Annotated in this window: 15 protein-coding genes; 5 read left to right on the top strand and 10 right to left on the bottom strand. The window is 53.8% G+C overall.

All coding sequences use genetic code 11. The features are described from left to right. Window positions 1-29 precede the first annotated feature (29 nt). Entirely contained in the window at window positions 30-1,286 is a 1,257-nt protein-coding gene (locus BWI95_RS15345; RefSeq protein ID WP_076769764.1) for an autotransporter strand-loop-strand O-heptosyltransferase, read from the bottom strand. A gap of 801 nt (window positions 1,287-2,087) precedes the next feature. Here BWI95_RS15345 and ynhH point away from each other — a divergent pair. From ynhH to BWI95_RS15335, 3 genes are all read left to right on the top strand, one after another. Beyond that, complete coding sequence (ynhH, locus tag BWI95_RS24120; RefSeq protein WP_419979104.1) at window positions 2,088-2,282, top strand: protein YnhH; 195 nt, start codon at window positions 2,088-2,090, stop codon at window positions 2,280-2,282. A gap of 15 nt (window positions 2,283-2,297) precedes the next feature. Further along, complete coding sequence (gene pykF, locus BWI95_RS15340; RefSeq protein ID WP_054802861.1) at window positions 2,298-3,710, top strand: pyruvate kinase PykF; 1,413 nt, start codon at window positions 2,298-2,300, stop codon at window positions 3,708-3,710. Window positions 3,711-4,022: 312 nt separating this feature from the next. Then, window positions 4,023-4,259, top strand: coding sequence for a major outer membrane lipoprotein (locus BWI95_RS15335; protein WP_006118977.1), 237 nt, complete (start codon window positions 4,023-4,025; stop codon window positions 4,257-4,259). Window positions 4,260-4,326: 67 nt separating this feature from the next. Here BWI95_RS15335 and ldtE read toward each other — a convergent pair whose 3' ends face one another. The 7 genes from ldtE to sufA form a co-directional block, all read right to left on the bottom strand. Beyond that, entirely contained in the window at window positions 4,327-5,337 is a 1,011-nt protein-coding gene (gene ldtE / locus BWI95_RS15330) for a L,D-transpeptidase LdtE (RefSeq protein WP_054802862.1), read from the bottom strand. A gap of 100 nt (window positions 5,338-5,437) precedes the next feature. Then, the gene (gene sufE, locus BWI95_RS15325; RefSeq protein WP_076769763.1) at window positions 5,438-5,854 is read right to left on the bottom strand and encodes a cysteine desulfuration protein SufE; all 417 of its coding nucleotides are present in this window, start codon (window positions 5,852-5,854) and stop codon (window positions 5,438-5,440) included. Window positions 5,855-5,867: 13 nt separating this feature from the next. Then, window positions 5,868-7,088, bottom strand: coding sequence for a cysteine desulfurase SufS (gene sufS / locus BWI95_RS15320; RefSeq protein ID WP_054802863.1), 1,221 nt, complete (start codon window positions 7,086-7,088; stop codon window positions 5,868-5,870). After that, window positions 7,085-8,356 (bottom strand): Fe-S cluster assembly protein SufD, encoded by a 1,272-nt coding sequence (sufD, locus tag BWI95_RS15315; protein WP_054802864.1) that lies wholly within the window; start codon window positions 8,354-8,356, stop codon window positions 7,085-7,087. Before sufD ends, sufS begins: the two co-directional genes overlap by 4 nt. Then, window positions 8,331-9,077, bottom strand: coding sequence for a Fe-S cluster assembly ATPase SufC (gene sufC / locus BWI95_RS15310; protein ID WP_054802865.1), 747 nt, complete (start codon window positions 9,075-9,077; stop codon window positions 8,331-8,333). The genes sufD and sufC overlap by 26 nt, the downstream gene beginning before the upstream one ends. 17 nt (window positions 9,078-9,094) lie before the next feature. Continuing rightward, a complete protein-coding gene (gene sufB, locus BWI95_RS15305; RefSeq protein WP_076769762.1) occupies window positions 9,095-10,579 on the bottom strand; it encodes a Fe-S cluster assembly protein SufB in 1,485 nt (494 codons plus the stop codon). An 8-nt stretch (window positions 10,580-10,587) separates the two neighbouring features. Then, window positions 10,588-10,944: a Fe-S cluster assembly scaffold SufA gene (sufA, locus tag BWI95_RS15300; RefSeq protein ID WP_054802867.1), complete on the bottom strand. Its 357-nt coding sequence runs from the start codon at window positions 10,942-10,944 to the stop codon at window positions 10,588-10,590. A gap of 390 nt (window positions 10,945-11,334) precedes the next feature. Here sufA and BWI95_RS15295 point away from each other — a divergent pair, with 390 nt between their 5' ends. Further along, on the top strand, window positions 11,335-12,126 hold the full coding sequence (locus tag BWI95_RS15295) for an alpha/beta fold hydrolase (RefSeq protein ID WP_054802868.1): 792 nt from the start codon (window positions 11,335-11,337) through the stop codon (window positions 12,124-12,126). Between the two features lie 469 nt (window positions 12,127-12,595). Beyond that, the gene (locus BWI95_RS15290; protein WP_076769761.1) at window positions 12,596-13,168 is read left to right on the top strand and encodes an EAL domain-containing protein; all 573 of its coding nucleotides are present in this window, start codon (window positions 12,596-12,598) and stop codon (window positions 13,166-13,168) included. Between the two features lie 16 nt (window positions 13,169-13,184). Here BWI95_RS15290 and BWI95_RS15285 read toward each other — a convergent pair whose 3' ends face one another. Together BWI95_RS15285 and lpxP are read right to left on the bottom strand one after the other, a co-directional pair. Next, window positions 13,185-13,541 carry a hypothetical protein gene (locus BWI95_RS15285; protein ID WP_225975728.1) on the bottom strand — a complete coding sequence of 119 codons (357 nt, stop codon included), beginning with the start codon at window positions 13,539-13,541 and terminating at the stop codon, window positions 13,185-13,187. Window positions 13,542-13,597: 56 nt separating this feature from the next. Further along, a complete protein-coding gene (lpxP, locus tag BWI95_RS15280; RefSeq protein WP_076769760.1) occupies window positions 13,598-14,512 on the bottom strand; it encodes a kdo(2)-lipid IV(A) palmitoleoyltransferase in 915 nt (304 codons plus the stop codon). Window positions 14,513-14,697 lie beyond the last annotated feature (185 nt).

Raw genomic sequence — 14,697 nt, 5'->3', positions numbered from 1 at the left:
CAATGTCCTCGAAACCCGTCTCTCATCCGCTATGCGGCGTGTTGATCGGGGTCTGCCAATGCTGTTGTTTTGATGCCAAAGGGATTGCTTCGCAGGGCAATCAGCCGGCGTAAATGGCCGATGACCTGCTTGCCAGTGATAAATCGTGTGCATTCGTACTGCCGGTCCGTGCCTTTGTGGCGCGGACACCAGAAATAGTCCTGATGATCAAAATTGAGCCGCACGTCATCCCAGCAGCCGTTGCAGACATGGGTGTTGATGACGCGCCAGGGGGTATAAAACTCGCTGTTTGGCAGGCTGAAACCGCTGATCAGCACCACCGGGATATGGCAGCCCCAGGCAAGCCAGGAGAGGCCGCTGCCGAGGCCGATAAAAAAGTCGGCGTGCTCCAGCAGCGCCACGCGATCAGCCAGCGGCAGATTGCCGGTGAAATCTTCCGCGCCGTGGGGGATTTTGTTCCAGACATAACCGCGGCCGACCACACGCTCTTTGTCGATACAGAGCACGCGGTAGCCCTGCGCTTGTAGATAGTCGATGACCTCATGCCAGCCGGTGCCGTTGTTCCAGAATTTGGCCTGGCTGGTGGACTGGGTGGCGATGCAGACATAGGGCTCAGCGATGCGGCGCGGCGTGTGCTGACGCAGATCCGGGATAATTTCGCTCGGGTCGACGCCGAGAATATGCCCGGCGGTGCGGTGCAGGCCGACAGAGCGAAAATCAAAGGGTTGCTTGTCGAGATCGCCATTAAAAAAGAGCCCGACGCGCCAGCTGGCATAGGGCGGCGCACTCACGCCAGGCCCGGCCTGCCAGCTTTCCGGGGTGAAAAAATTGAGCTGCGGATAGACCGGCGAGAAGAGATCGACAATCGGCTGCGCCAGCGTGCAGTCAACGTGGCACTGGTAGGTTTGCCGAAAGCGTTCGGCGTACGGCACCCAGCCGACCAGGTCGCCGAGCGTGCCGCTGGGGAAAGAGATCAGCACCCTTTTGCCGCGCATATCCAGCGCATGATCCAGCACGGGCTCCGACTGCACCCCGTCCCAGACCCGCAGACGAAACGGCACATAATATTTTTTGGTGCTGATGACCCACCCCTGCCCGACATCGTCAGCAAAGAGGATATTTCCCGTTTCGTCATCGCTTATTTCTACCCGCCAGTTGCCGGCTGGCAACAATAAACGGGCGCCGTCATTAAAATCATACAGGATACCCATCGGCCCCTGTTGGGTCGGAATTTCCGGCGGTGAAATAAAAGCATATCCATGACCAACAACTGTGGAAGTCGTCATCGCCTAACCTTCATCAAGAGTCAATGCATTAAATAGGGCTGGCGGTAAAATAATTAGCAGGCACCAGCCGACCTCCGGGTGTAATTCTCCGGAACAAAATTTTTTATAAATTTTTGCCTCTCATTAAGAGTCGCTTAAGAGTAGTTACGCCGTGCTTTATTGCAAATTATCTCAAAAAGTTAAGATTCATACATATCAACAACTTAGATTTATGGCACTTTCGCGCTGCGTTAGAAGAAACTAACTAAAACAAAAAGTTAGCCACGCTTAAATGCAAGCGTTTTAGGATTTTCCTTAATCTAAATTTGGTGCAAAAACGTGATAGTGATTCGGAAATATAAAATATATTTCTGCGATTATGCTGACGAAGTGAACGATATATCCGTCTCGCTTAATGGTCGATGTGATTAAAAAATTAGCTATCCTGGTAATTAATTAGAGTGCAAGCAGTTTGCTTTGCATTTATTTATTCCCCTGTCCTCAGACGTGAGTCAATTGAGATATATGGAACTTTCTTATTGCTAATTTTTTAAGCAAAAGAGTGGTTCGAAAAATAAGCACTTGCGCAGCTGTACAATAATGTTGCCGCAAGATGCGGTCATTCTGATGCAACTGGTGGCGTCGGGTTGTACAGCAGAAGAAGTGCACACGGTGGTGCAACGGTTGCGCAATTATGTGATAACGGTTGCATAACGAAACGATGCTGGTCATCAATTCGCATTTTGAAACAGCGTTTTTAATTCCTTTCTGTCACTGTGGACGCTATAATGCCGCAATCCTAATTTGAATGGATTCAGCTGATTGAACTGTAAAGCAGATAACTCACATCAATGTTTTCCCAGACTGGCTGAACCTCAGGCACACATTCCTCTGCACGCTTTTTTGATGTCACCTATCCTTAGTCAGTGGCATCGCTCTTTTCGCAACACAGGTTTGACTCCGGCGCCGTGCGCATACCGGAGCGTGAATTCCCATTCCTTCTCAACCCAAACTTAAAGACCAGAAACTGTCATGAAAAAGACCAAAATTGTATGCACCATCGGGCCGAAAACCGAATCCGAAGAGATGTTGACCAAAATGCTGGACGCGGGCATGAACGTCATGCGTCTGAACTTCTCTCACGGTGACTATGCTGAGCACGGCCAGCGCATCCAGAACCTGCGCAACGTGATGAGCAAAACCGGTAAGAAAGCGGCCATCCTGCTGGACACCAAAGGTCCGGAAATCCGCACCATCAAACTGGAAGGCGGTAACGACGTTTCGCTGAAAGCGGGTCAGACTTTCACCTTCACCACCGACAAATCCGTTGTCGGCAATAGCGACACCGTTGCCGTGACCTATGAAGGCTTCACCAACGACCTGAGCGTCGGCGATACCGTGCTGGTCGACGATGGTCTGATCGGTATGGAAGTGACCGCCATCGAAGGGAATAAAGTTGTTTGTAAAGTGCTGAACAACGGCGATCTCGGCGAAAACAAAGGCGTCAACCTGCCGGGCGTCTCCATCGCCCTGCCGGCGCTGGCGGAAAAAGATAAGCAGGATCTGATCTTCGGCTGCGAGCAAGGCGTCGATTTCGTTGCTGCTTCCTTTATCCGTAAGCGTTCTGACGTGGTTGAAATCCGTGAGCACCTGAAAGCGCACGGCGGCGAAAACATCCAGATCATCTCCAAAATTGAAAACCAGGAAGGCCTGAACAACTTCGACGAGATCCTGGAAGCGTCGGACGGCATCATGGTTGCCCGTGGCGACCTGGGCGTTGAGATCCCGGTTGAAGAGGTGATCTTCGCGCAGAAGATGATGATCGAAAAATGTATTCGCGCACGTAAAGTGGTGATCACCGCTACCCAGATGCTCGACTCCATGATCAAAAACCCGCGTCCGACCCGCGCTGAAGCTGGCGACGTGGCGAACGCCATCCTCGACGGCACCGATGCCGTAATGCTCTCTGGCGAATCCGCAAAAGGGAAATACCCGCTGGAGTCCGTCTCTATCATGGCGACCATCTGCGAGCGTACTGACCGCGTGATGACCAGCCGTCTGGACTACAACAACGACAGCCGCAAACTGCGTATCACCGAAGCTGTCTGCCGTGGCGCAGTGGAAACCGCTGAGAAGCTGGAAGCACCGCTGATCGTCGTGGCAACTCAGGGCGGTAAATCTGCGCGCGCCGTGCGTAAATACTTCCCGGATGCGACTATCCTGGCGCTGACCACCAATGAAGTGACTGCGCGTCAGCTGGTGCTGAGCAAAGGCGTTGTTGCCCAACTGGTGAAAGAGATCTCCTCTACGGATGATTTCTACCGTCTGGGTAAAGAAGTGGCGCTGGAAAGCGGTCTGGCAAGCAAAGGCGACGTGGTAGTGATGGTCTCCGGCGCGCTGGTTCCGAGCGGCACCACCAACACTGCGTCTGTCCACGTACTGTAATAATTACCGGACTTTTCGGCAGATTAAAAAAGCGCCCTTGCGGCGCTTTTTTTTAAATATTTTTGCTTGCGGATGGAATTAAAAGTTTCAATCGGATTTTGCTATTTAAATCGCCCTTTATCTAAGATGAATCCGATGAGAATCCGCTGTTTTAATAGGCGTTTTTAGCAAGTTAAATCAAAGTCGGTGCTTCTTTGAGCGAACGATCAAATTTAAGTGCATTCTCATCAAAAAAATATTCTCAACATAAAAAACTTTGTGTAATACTTGTAACGCTACATGGAGATTAACTCAATCTAGAGGGTATTAATAATGAATCGTACTAAACTGGTACTGGGCGCGGTAATCCTGGGTTCTACTCTGCTGGCTGGTTGCTCCAGCAACGCTAAAATCGATCAGCTGTCTTCTGACGTTCAGACTCTGAACGCTAAAGTTGACCAGCTGAGCAACGACGTGAACGCAGTGCGTTCTGACGTTCAGGCTGCTAAAGACGACGCAGCTCGCGCTAACCAGCGTCTGGACAACCAGGCTCACTCTTACCGTAAGTAAGAGTACCTGTAATGAAAATGGCGCACATTGTGCGCCATTTTTTTTGCCTTCCTTCTATCCCTCTAACCTACTGCATCACCACTTCGCTCTGCCCTTCAACGCTGGCTGTCGGCTTAATGCTGTTCTTTACCGACAATACCGCGGTTGGCGCAGAGGCGGCTTTCCCGCCCGCAATCACCACCGGATAACCGGCACGGCGCGAGAGCGCTTTCTCAATCATCGAATTGTCGCCGCCAGACTGCTCAATCAACGCGCCCAGCGCCGGTGAGAAGACGATAGGCTGCGTCTGCGTGTCCTGTTCAACGGTCTGCGCCAGTGGGCGATGCACTTCAATGTAGTGCTTACCATCAGGCTCGACGGCATACTTCACCGGTTCATTGATGATAGCTACCCGCGTACCCGCAGCGACCTGCGCAAACAGCGCTTCAATATCGGGCGCGTTCATGCGGATACAGCCGGAGCTAACGCGTAAGCCGACGCTGTCCTGTGCATTGGTGCCGTGAATCAGATACTCGCCATTGCCAATCCCCAGACGCATGGCAAAGCGTCCCAGCGGGTTATTTGGCCCGGCGGGCACCACTTTCGGTAGCTCCACGCCACGCTCCAGCGAGCGCGCACGGATACCCGCGGTCGGCGTCCAGGTCGGGTTAGGGATTTTCTGGCTGATGCGTGTTACCGACACCGGCGTCTCCAGCCCCTGCTGGCCAATGCCAATCGGGTAGACCTGCACGCTGTTTTTACCCGGCGGGTAGAAGTAGAGCCGCAGCTCCGCGAGGTTGACGACAATCCCCTCTCGCGGCGTATCCGGCAACAGCATCTGCGTTGGGATCGTCACCGTCGTACCCGGCGCAGGCACCGGCGCGATAGTGTTATTCGCCTCAAGGATCAGCATTGCCGCCGTATCAAAATGGCGAGCAATGGCCTGCAGGTTTTTATCGCTGGCCTGTACGGTGTAGGTCTGGTTCTGGCCAATCAGGCGACCGCCGTTCGCAGGCAGGCTGTATTCCGCCGCATGGGCCAGGTGAAGTGTGCTTAATGCACCAAAAAGAGAAAGAAAAAGTAAAGACGCGCGTTTCATGTGCTGTGTTTCCTGTAATCACTGACAGGCTGTCAGAAAGCTGAAGAATCAGCGAGGCGGCAAACGCCCCGCGTAAACAGGATAGAAGGGTCTTTTGAGTTTAGCTAAGATTGGCAGCTTTGGTACGGATGGCGCGGATCATTGCTTCCAGCCCCTGCGAGCGGGAGGGGGTTAAGTGCTGCGTCAGGGCGAGTTTTTCAAACCACGGGCGTACATCGAATGCGACGATGTCCTGCGGGGTCATCTGCTGATAGAGGGCGAAGACAATGGCGATAAGCCCTTTGACGATGGCGGCATCGCTGTCGCCGGTCAGTTCAATCACGCCCTCATCATTGCGCTGCATCACAATCCACACCTGGCTCTGACAGCCCTGGATAAGATTGTCTGCGTTATGCGCTTCAGGACTCAGCGCAGGTAAGCGCTGGCCCAGTTCAATAATGTAGAGGTACTTCTCTTCCCAGTTGGCGCAACGGTTAAAGTTGCGCACCAGCTTCTCTTTATCGGGTAGTGCGGCCATGGCGTGCTCCCTGTTAGCCCAGTAACTGATGAATACGTTTCAGGCCGGTAACCAGACGATCCACCTCTTCATGCGTGTTGTACATCGCAAACGACGCACGACACATTGCCGGGACATTATAGAAGGCCATCAGCGGCATCGCACAGTGGTGACCGGTACGCACCGCAATACCGTAATTATCCAGGAAGCTGCCCACGTCATAGGCGTGATGTTTGCCGAGATTAAAGGCAATCACCCCTTTTCTGTCGGCCGGGCCGTAGAGCGTCAGATCCGGCACCTCGCGCAGCGCATCAAGGGCGTAGCGCATCAGCGTCTGCTCATATTCACCAATCGCTTCCAGACCGAGGCGCGTGACATACTCCATCGCCGCGCCAAAGCCCATAATGCTACCGGTATTCGGCGTGCCCGCTTCGAAGCGCCACGGCGCTTTCGCATAGGTCGTGCCGTCGGTGAGGCTGACGGTAGCGATCATCGCCCCGCCCCCTTCCCACGGCGGCATCGCCTGCAAAATATCCTCTTTGGCGTAGAGCACGCCAATGCCGGTCGGCCCGTAGAGCTTATGAGCGGAGAAGACATAGAAGTCGCAATCGAGCGCCTGCACATCAATGGCGTGGTGCATTACCGCCTGTGCGCCATCCACCAGCACCTTCGCGCCGTGCTGATGCGCCAGCGCGATGATCTCAGCAACCGGGTTTTCGGTGCCCAGCACGTTAGAGATATGGGTAATCGCCAGCAGTTTGGTCCGCGCATCCAGCAGGCCGGGTAACGCCTCAAGTTGCAGGGTGCCATCCTGATTCAGCGGAATGACGCGCAGTTCGGCGCCCACCCGTTCACAGAGCATCTGCCACGGCACAATGTTGGCATGGTGCTCCATGGCGCTAATGATGATGTTATCGCCCGCATTTACCTGGCTGTTGCCCCAGCTATTGGCGACGAGGTTGATCCCTTCGGTGGTGCCGCGTACGAACACGATCTCTTCCGGCAGACGTGCGTTCAGGAAGGTTGACGCCTGCACCCGCACATTTTCCATCCGCTGCGTCGCTTCCGCACTGAGCGTATGGATGCCGCGATGCACCGCGGCATAACCGTGGCGGAAGAACTCCGCTTCGGCTTCGATAACCGCATTCGGTTTTTGCGCGCTGGCGGCGCTGTCGAGATACGCCAGCGGGAGTCCGTTTACTTCACGTTGCAGTACCGGAAAATCGGCACGTACCTCGTTCACGGGAAAACTCATGCTTTGCCCCCTGCAAGACGCTGGCTGATACGCGCCAGAATCTGCTGTTTTAGCGCCTCGTCGCTGATGGCTTCGGTCAGCTCAGCGGCAAAGGCATGGATGATCATCTGCTGCGCTGCGTTCTCATCAATACCGCGCGAGCGCAGGTAAAACATCTGCTCATCGTCGATGCGTCCAATGGTCGCCCCGTGGCTACATTTCACGTCATCGGCATAAATTTCCAGCTGCGGTTTGGTATCCACTTCCGAAAGACGACCAAGCAGCAGGTTGTTGTTGGTCATCTGTCCGTCGGTCTTAATGGCGTGCTGCGCCACTTTTATCAAACCGTTGAACACCGCCCGCCCCTTGTCGCTGACAATGGTTTTATGCAGCTGGCGGCTATTGCAGTAGCCCTTATTGTGTTCAAGCCAGGTGCGGGTGTCGCACACTTCGCTCTTCACCGGCATCGCCAGGCTGTTGATATTGAGCTGCGTGTTTTCACCATTCAGCTGGGTACTGGTGTTATGTCGCAGCACCGCGCCGCCAAGCAGGAAGCTGTGGCTGTCGGCTGCGCCATCGTCGCCGAGCACAATATCGTTATGGGCAAAGTGGTAGCTGAGCGGGTTCTCGAAAGCCAGCTTGACGTGATGCAGCCGCGCATTCGCGCCAACCTGCATGGTGCAGCGCGAGCCGGTAAAATGGCGTGCGCCATTCAGGCTGACATAGTGTTCGTAAATCGTCGCTTCCGCACCCTGCGCCAGTTCGATATGGTGGCGATAGTGCGCCGTATTCATCTCCTCCCCGGCCAGCCCCTGGGTAACGTGCATCAGCAGCAGCGGCTTTTCAGGGCGCTGATTGCGCGCGACGTCAATGCGGGTGACGCTCTGCGCAAGGCTTTCGGTGAGGTGTAAAAAGACCTCTGGCTGCACCGGCGCAGGCAGGTTTTCGGCGGCTTCGCTTACCGTTACCGCAAACCCGGAGCCGGTGATGTCGTCGCTCAGTTCAGCGCTGAACAAGCCGTCGACAAACACCAGACGCAGCGCATCAACCGGCAGCGCCAGCGCATCACGCTGCGCGGCGTCGAGGGTGGCGTTGCTGGCAACAAACTGGCTGTTTAACAGACCATCAAGCGGCGTATATTTCCAGTTCTCATGCTTACGCGTCGGCAGGCCGAGACGCAGCATCTGCTGCAGGTGCTGCTCAGCCGTGGCCGAGTGCGCGCCTCTCTTTGTTTCAAACAGATGGTGCCACTGTTGCAGCGCGTTACTGCTGTTCTGTAAGCCAGCCATAGCCCTGCTCCTCCAGTTGCTTAACCAGCGTGAAATCGCCTGATTTCACGATGCGCCCCTGATACAACACATGCACAAAGTCCGGTTTGATGTAGTCGAGAATGCGCTGATAGTGGGTAACGATAATAAAGGCGCGCTTCTCATCGCGCAGCGCGTTAACCCCTTCGGCAACAATCTTCAGGGCATCGATATCGAGCCCCGAGTCGGTCTCATCAAGGATGCACAGCTCCGGCTCCAGCACTGCCATCTGCAGGATGTCGTTACGCTTCTTCTCGCCGCCGGAAAAACCGACGTTAACCGAGCGGGTCAGCAGATCTTCCGGCATCTTCAGCAGCTTGATCTTCTCTTCCATCAAATCCTGAAAATCGAAGCGATCCAGCGCCTCTTCGCCGCGATACTTACGCACCGCGTTGAGCGCCGTTTGCAGGAAGAACTGGTTGCTGACGCCCGGGATCTCCACCGGATACTGGAAGGCCATAAAGACGCCTTCGCCCGCACGATCTTCCGGTGACAGTTCCAGCAGATCTTTGCCTTTAAACTGCACGCTGCCGCCGGTTACTTCATAATCTTCACGCCCGGCAAGGGTCGCGGAGAGCGTACTTTTCCCGGAGCCGTTCGGGCCCATAATGGCGTGCACTTCGCCCGGACGCACCTCAAGGTTCAGGCCGCGCAGAATCGACTTATCTTCAACACCAACCTGCAAATCTTTGATACTTAACATTTATTATCCTTTAATTCTTAACCGACGCTGTGTTCAAGGCTGATAGCCAGCAGTTTTTGCGCTTCGACGGCAAATTCCAGCGGCAGCTCGGAGAAGACATCTTTACAGAAGCCGTTAACAATCATTGAGATGGCGTCATCTTCGCTGATGCCGCGCTGCAGACAGTAAAAGAGCTGATCTTCACCGATGCGCGAGGTGGTCGCTTCATGCTCCAGCTGCGCGCTGTTGTTGCGGCACTCGACATAGGGGAAAGTGTGCGCGCCACAATCAGGGCCAATCAGCATCGAGTCACACTGGGTGAAGTTTCGCGCGTTGGTTGCCGTCGGCATGATTTTCACCAGCCCGCGGTAGCTGTTCTGGCTCTTTCCGGCCGAGATCCCTTTCGAAATAATCGTCGATTTGGTGTTCTTACCGATGTGGATCATCTTGGTGCCGGTATCCGCCTGCTGATGCCCGCTGGTGAGCGCCACTGAGAAGAATTCGCCAATCGAGTTGTCGCCGCGCAGGATACAGCTCGGGTACTTCCAGGTGATCGCAGATCCGGTTTCTGACTGGGTCCACGACATTTTGCTGTTCTCCCCTTCGCACAGCGCACGCTTGGTGACGAAGTTGAGGATGCCGCCGGTGTTGTTATCGCCCGGGAACCAGTTTTGCACCGTGGAGTATTTCACTTCCGCATCTTTATGGATGATCACTTCCACCACCGCCGCATGCAGCTGGTAGCTGTCGCGCACCGGTGCAGAGCAACCTTCGATATAGCTGACGTAGCTCCCTTCATCCGCCACCAGAATGGTGCGCTCGAACTGGCCGGTCTTCTCCGCGTTGATGCGGAAATAGGTCGACAGCTCCATCGGGCAGCGCACCCCTTTCGGGATGTAGATAAAGGTGCCATCAGACGCGACGGCCGCATTCAGCGCGGCGAAGAAGTTATCGTTTGAAGGCACCACGGTGCCGAGGTACTTCTGCACCAGCTCAGGGTGATCGTGGATCGCCTCACCAAAGGAGCAGAAGATAATCCCCTGTTCGGAGAGCTTTTCGCGGTAGGTGGTGGCAACCGACACCGAGTCAAAAATGGCGTCAACCGCCACCTCTTTGCCTTCACGCACCGGCACGCCGAGCTGGTTAAAGGCCTCTTCGACCTCTTCCGTCAGCCAGGTATTGGCATTAGTTTGCTGCACTGCGCCGGGCTGCGAGGCGCAGGCGTCGTCGCAGTTGCCGCAGGAGGGCGCGGAGTAGTAGCTGTAATCCTGGTAGTTAAGCTTATCGTAATGGGCTTTTAACCAGTGCGGCTCTTCCATCTCCAGCCAGGCGTGAAAAGCGTTCAGGCGAAACTCCAGCATCCACTCAGGCTCATTGCGTTTCGCCGAAATAGCGCGCACGACCTCTTCGTTGATGCCTTTCGCCAGCTCATCCGTACTCAGCCGGGTGAAAAAGCCCTCTTTATAATTGATATTGCCGGTCCAGGTTTTGACATCGTCAGTTGCTTCAGTATTACGAGACATAGTACCGCCTATACCCCAAAGCTTTCGCCGCAGCCACACTCGTGCTGCGCTTTCGGGTTATTGAATTTGAAGATCTGGTTCAAGCCTTCGCGCACGTAGTCCACTTCGGTGCCATCGATAAACGGCATGGCCTGTAAAGGGACATAGAGGCGAGCGCCATCAGATTCGTACAGCAGGTCGTCGTCGTTCGGCTCGCTTACGGTGTCGAGCACATAACCGAAGCCTGCGCAGCCGGTCTGTTTAATGCCCAGCCGCACGCCAAGAAGGCCGGACTGTTTTTCGGTTAGTGCACGGATATGCTCCGCGGCAGCCGGCGTCAGGGTGAGCCCGCGCCATGCAAAATCTTCGGGGTTAAATGATTCCATCGTGTTACCTCACTTCATCTGAGCTGAAGGGCATAACGCTATGTTAGTGATAATAATTCTCACTTCAACCTTCTTACCGCAGGGTTATTCCCCCACGGGCCCTTTTTACAGCGTATCTGTTAAGCATAGACCCTGTTGAAAGGGTATAGAGCACGTTAAAAAAATGATTAATAAATTGATAAATAATGGCTTTAGCAAGCGTAACGCGTTAAATCGGTAAAAGCGCAAAAAATGTATAGGAAATGCCTATTTTTATTATAGGAAGGGCTTAAAGATGACCGCCCGCTGAAGAATAGGAATTTGCAGGCTCCCGAGGCGATCGATCTTTTATATGATGAGCGCACGTTTACCCCGCTCACGCCAACGAGCGCCCCTATAAGGAAAAGAGTGATGCAGACACCATCTACCCTGTCATATATCGATAGCGGCAGCGGCTTACCCGTCCTGCTTGGTCACAGCTACCTGTTTGATAAAACCATGTGGTCACCGCAGATGACCGCGCTCGCGAAGCAGTTTCGCGTCATCGTGCCTGACCTGTGGGGACATGGTGAATCCCCCGCGCTGCCCGCAGGGAAAAGCACCATGGCCGATCTCGCCGCCGATCATCTGCAAATTATGGACGCCCTTGGCATTGAGGAGTTTGCGATCGTCGGGCTGTCGGTAGGGGGAATGTGGGGCGCTGAACTCGCCGCAATGGCTCCGGAGCGGGTTAAAGCACTGATGCTGATCGACACCTTTGTTGGCAGTGAAACGGATGAGGCGCGTGAAAAGTATTTCGCGATGCTCAACGCCATTGACGCTGCAGGCACTCTTCCCCCGCCGCTGCTGGAGTATGTCGTTTCGCAGTTCTACTCGCACAATGCCGATCCGTCTGATGTGCAGGCGCTCAAGGCCCGGCTTGGCGCACTCAGCGCAGAGCAGCTGCGCGAGAGCATTGTTCCGCTTGGCAAACTCATTTTCGGGCGGCCCGATCGTATGGCGATGCTGGAAAAAATCAGCTGCCCGGTGCAGGTCGCCACCGGAGAGCTGGATTTACCGCGCCCGCCGCTGGAGGGTCAATTGATGGCGGAAAAAGTGGGCTGTGAATTTAGCCTCATCCCCAATGCTGCCCATATTAGCAACAGAGAAAACCCTGAATTTGTTACCCGGCTGATTATTGATTTCCTCACCCGTTACGCTTAATTGGCGTTGTTATCTTCCGGGTGCGTCTTTTTTCTTCCGGCGCGCCCGCGCTATTTTCATCATAATCGATGGTTTATTGGCAGCGCTGAGTTGGTGTTTAAACAATTAATGCTTTTATTACGGCATAAAAAACAAAACCAAGCGATCGCAGACCCATTTCGCGGCGGTTTTCTCAGACAGTATAGAAATAAATTTTTGATGTTTTATCAGCGATAACAAGAAGATAACAAAAACCCAAAACAAACCAACAGATAATAATATGCCGTTAATACAAATATTACGCCGATAACGCTAACCAATTATATAGATTTAAGCGATCGGTTTTGTAATAGCAATAGATAGAGACTATCAAACAGCGACAGATCGATCACTTAAAACAATTTTCAAATGTGATGATTGCGTAGGTAAAATTGCACTCTTGTATATTGGAAAAGTCCTGTTCTTTTGAGTAGGGAGCTTAATCAGGGAAATGAAATCAATAATAGTCGATATTGCTGATAAGAAACTTCTCGTGACGGCAGAATTTCTGCCGGTGACCGATCTGTCGGGGAAAAATATTCTTTGTTACCAGACGAGCGCGCGTTTTTTTGAATACAGCGATCGCCCTGCACTCCCCCGTCCGGTAGAGATAACATGCGGGCAGCCGCCGAGCGTGGCCGAATTTATTTTTACAACGCTGTGCCAGCTGGCGAAAAAGAAAGAGACGCTCTGTTTCTCTTTTACGTTACCGCCGCAGCGGCTGAACGATAGCGATTATCTCGCCACGCTTCATCATCTCTGCACCAGCCATGATGTTGCAGCGGAGCGTATCGAGATTGTTCTTGATAAGCGCATCGCGCACGCAGAGCTGCAAGAGAGCCTGCCCTTTTTGCGCGAGATTAAAGCGTACGGTTTTATGCTGGGGCTGCACAATCGCGCAGAGCACCTTCTGCAGAGTCGCGACAGCGAGTGGCAGAGCCTCTTTCCTGCCGTTAAAGGCTATGCGTTACCCCACGCCCTCACCCTTTCACAGCTGCAGTTATGGGAAAATCTCAGCAGTTAACGCCCTGCGCTCGCCTTTACGGTGACGGCGTTTCCTTCCCCTGGCTACAGAGGATCGCTTTGTCATCGGTGTGGTTTTTATCTGAATAGAAAAAGGCTTTTTTACCGCTTCCCAGCTGCGTAATGATATGGATCGCAACCCAGTTTGTTTCTGCGTTCTGATCCTCTTTATCACTGTAAAAGAGCGAACGCCCGGTGTACTGATCGCCAATCTCATACGGCTTCTCTTGCGGATCGCTGAAGTGCCGCCCGTTTACCGTCAGCCCGTTGGGCTCCACCTCAACGCTGTACTCATCGCAGAGCAGCGTGATGCCAGCTGACCATGAGCAGGCAGAGAAAAGGGCAAAGCAGCCCGCGGCAATAATCCTGACCATAACCACTCCCTTTAATTAAACGGCAAAACGCCCCTGAAACGGGGCGTTAAGAAAAATTAGATGTAGAGCGAAGGTTCGCCGATCGGGCGCGTTTTGAAACGCCGATGGATCCATAAATACTGTTCCGGCGCGCGCAGAATTTCACGCTCAATCACCCGGTTCATATAGCTGGCTGCGGCAAATTCGTTATGGGCCGGATAATCATCCAGCGCCTGGCCGATGTGCAGCGAGTAGCCAGAACTGTCCTCTTTACGCACCATTGTTACGGTCAACATCTTCGCGCCGGAGAGGCGGGAAAGCACGAACGTACCGTTGGTGGTCGCCGCATCTTTGACCGAGAAGAATGGCGCGAAGCTACTGCCCTTACGACCATAATCCTGATCCGGTGCAAACCAGACGGCTTCGCCCTGCTTCAGTGCCTGTACCAGCCCTTTCAGGTTGCGGCGATCGATCATCGATTTATTAGAACGCATGCGTCCACGGGTCTGCACCCACTCCATCACCGGGCTGTTATGCGGGCGATAGGTCGCCATCATCGGCTGGCAGAGCCCCATCACGCGGCCACCAAGCTCCAGCGACATAAAGTGCACGCCCACCACCATAACCCCCTGGCGGCTTGCCTGCGCGGCCTGCAGGTGCTGATAACCGTCAACGTCAAACCAGCGGCGCACGCGTTTATCGGACCAGAACCAGGCCATGCCGGTTTCAATCAGGCCCATGCCCAGCGAGACAAAGTTTTTGGCGATAAGCGTTTCGCGTATCTCGTCGCTCATATCAGGAAAACAGAGTTCGAGATTACGTTTTGCGATCTTCTCGCGGCGTTTGAGGAAGCGGCGTGATTGTCGCCCCAGACCGGCGCCAAGACGCGAAAGAAAAGGATAAGGGAGTTGCACCAGCAACCAGAGAAACCCCAGACCAGCCCAGGTGAGCCAGTAACGCGGGTGGAGAAAAGCCAATTTAAATGCTGTCATTCATCAATCCTTCAAGCCTGTATCCAGTAGCGCTTAAAGAGACAATGAAGAACTTCATCAAGTCATTACGCGTTACAGCCCAATCGCTTGCATCAGAGCGCAAGCGTTACATCCCGTAGCGCGTAATATAGCACGGAGTGCTAACTGATTATCTTAAGAATAGTGAATAAATCGTGAAGATTTTC

This window comes from Kosakonia cowanii JCM 10956 = DSM 18146, from assembly GCF_001975225.1.
Classification (GTDB): domain Bacteria; phylum Pseudomonadota; class Gammaproteobacteria; order Enterobacterales; family Enterobacteriaceae; genus Kosakonia; species Kosakonia cowanii.
The sequence above is the reverse complement of the archived record's forward strand: the minus strand, read 5'-3'. Positions and strand labels throughout refer to the sequence as shown.

Bases quoted from the DNA above. Each gene is read 5' to 3' on its own strand.
- BWI95_RS15345 (WP_076769764.1), bottom strand. From the start codon at position 1,286: ATGACGACTTCCACAGTTGTTGGTCATGGATATGCTTTTATTTCACCG.
- pykF (WP_054802861.1), top strand. From the start codon at position 2,298: ATGAAAAAGACCAAAATTGTATGCACCATCGGGCCGAAAACCGAATCC.
- BWI95_RS15335 (WP_006118977.1), top strand. From the start codon at position 4,023: ATGAATCGTACTAAACTGGTACTGGGCGCGGTAATCCTGGGTTCTACT.
- ldtE (WP_054802862.1), bottom strand. From the start codon at position 5,337: ATGAAACGCGCGTCTTTACTTTTTCTTTCTCTTTTTGGTGCATTAAGC.
- sufE (WP_076769763.1), bottom strand. From the start codon at position 5,854: ATGGCCGCACTACCCGATAAAGAGAAGCTGGTGCGCAACTTTAACCGT.
- sufS (WP_054802863.1), bottom strand. From the start codon at position 7,088: ATGAGTTTTCCCGTGAACGAGGTACGTGCCGATTTTCCGGTACTGCAA.
- sufD (WP_054802864.1), bottom strand. From the start codon at position 8,356: ATGGCTGGCTTACAGAACAGCAGTAACGCGCTGCAACAGTGGCACCAT.
- sufC (WP_054802865.1), bottom strand. From the start codon at position 9,077: ATGTTAAGTATCAAAGATTTGCAGGTTGGTGTTGAAGATAAGTCGATT.
- sufB (WP_076769762.1), bottom strand. From the start codon at position 10,579: ATGTCTCGTAATACTGAAGCAACTGACGATGTCAAAACCTGGACCGGC.
- sufA (WP_054802867.1), bottom strand. From the start codon at position 10,944: ATGGAATCATTTAACCCCGAAGATTTTGCATGGCGCGGGCTCACCCTG.
- BWI95_RS15295 (WP_054802868.1), top strand. From the start codon at position 11,335: ATGCAGACACCATCTACCCTGTCATATATCGATAGCGGCAGCGGCTTA.
- BWI95_RS15290 (WP_076769761.1), top strand. From the start codon at position 12,596: ATGAAATCAATAATAGTCGATATTGCTGATAAGAAACTTCTCGTGACG.
- BWI95_RS15285 (WP_225975728.1), bottom strand. From the start codon at position 13,541: ATGGTCAGGATTATTGCCGCGGGCTGCTTTGCCCTTTTCTCTGCCTGC.
- lpxP (WP_076769760.1), bottom strand. From the start codon at position 14,512: ATGACAGCATTTAAATTGGCTTTTCTCCACCCGCGTTACTGGCTCACC.